Genomic DNA, 254 nt, shown 5'->3' on the forward strand with positions numbered 1-254 from the left:
ACCGATCAACCGTGTTCCCGTTGGGATGAGAACGCGCCGGCCATCGAAGGAGTAGACATCCCTGGATGTTATGGCGCGAACCTGACCCGGAAGATCACTGACGATCGCCGTCTCCAGGATGCCGGGGATCAGCGTACCCTCCGGGATCATGGCGTCGATGCGTTCAATCTTCCGCGCCTTGGCCGATCGGTCACCAATTGCGCTCGCTGACGAGAGGTACTGGCTGTTTCGGTCTTCACCGGCGACGGTCAAGG

The 254-nt window shown here is 60.6% G+C and carries 1 protein-coding gene; it reads right to left on the bottom strand.

Annotated elements, in window-relative coordinates; genetic code table 11:
• On the bottom strand, positions 1–254 hold a 254-nt coding region (locus tag E8M78_RS24000), incomplete at both ends, for a TrbI/VirB10 family protein (protein ID WP_281405095.1).

The sequence above is a fragment of the Rhizobium sp. FKY42 genome (assembly GCF_005222835.1).
Classification (GTDB): Bacteria; Pseudomonadota; Alphaproteobacteria; order Rhizobiales; family Rhizobiaceae; genus Neorhizobium.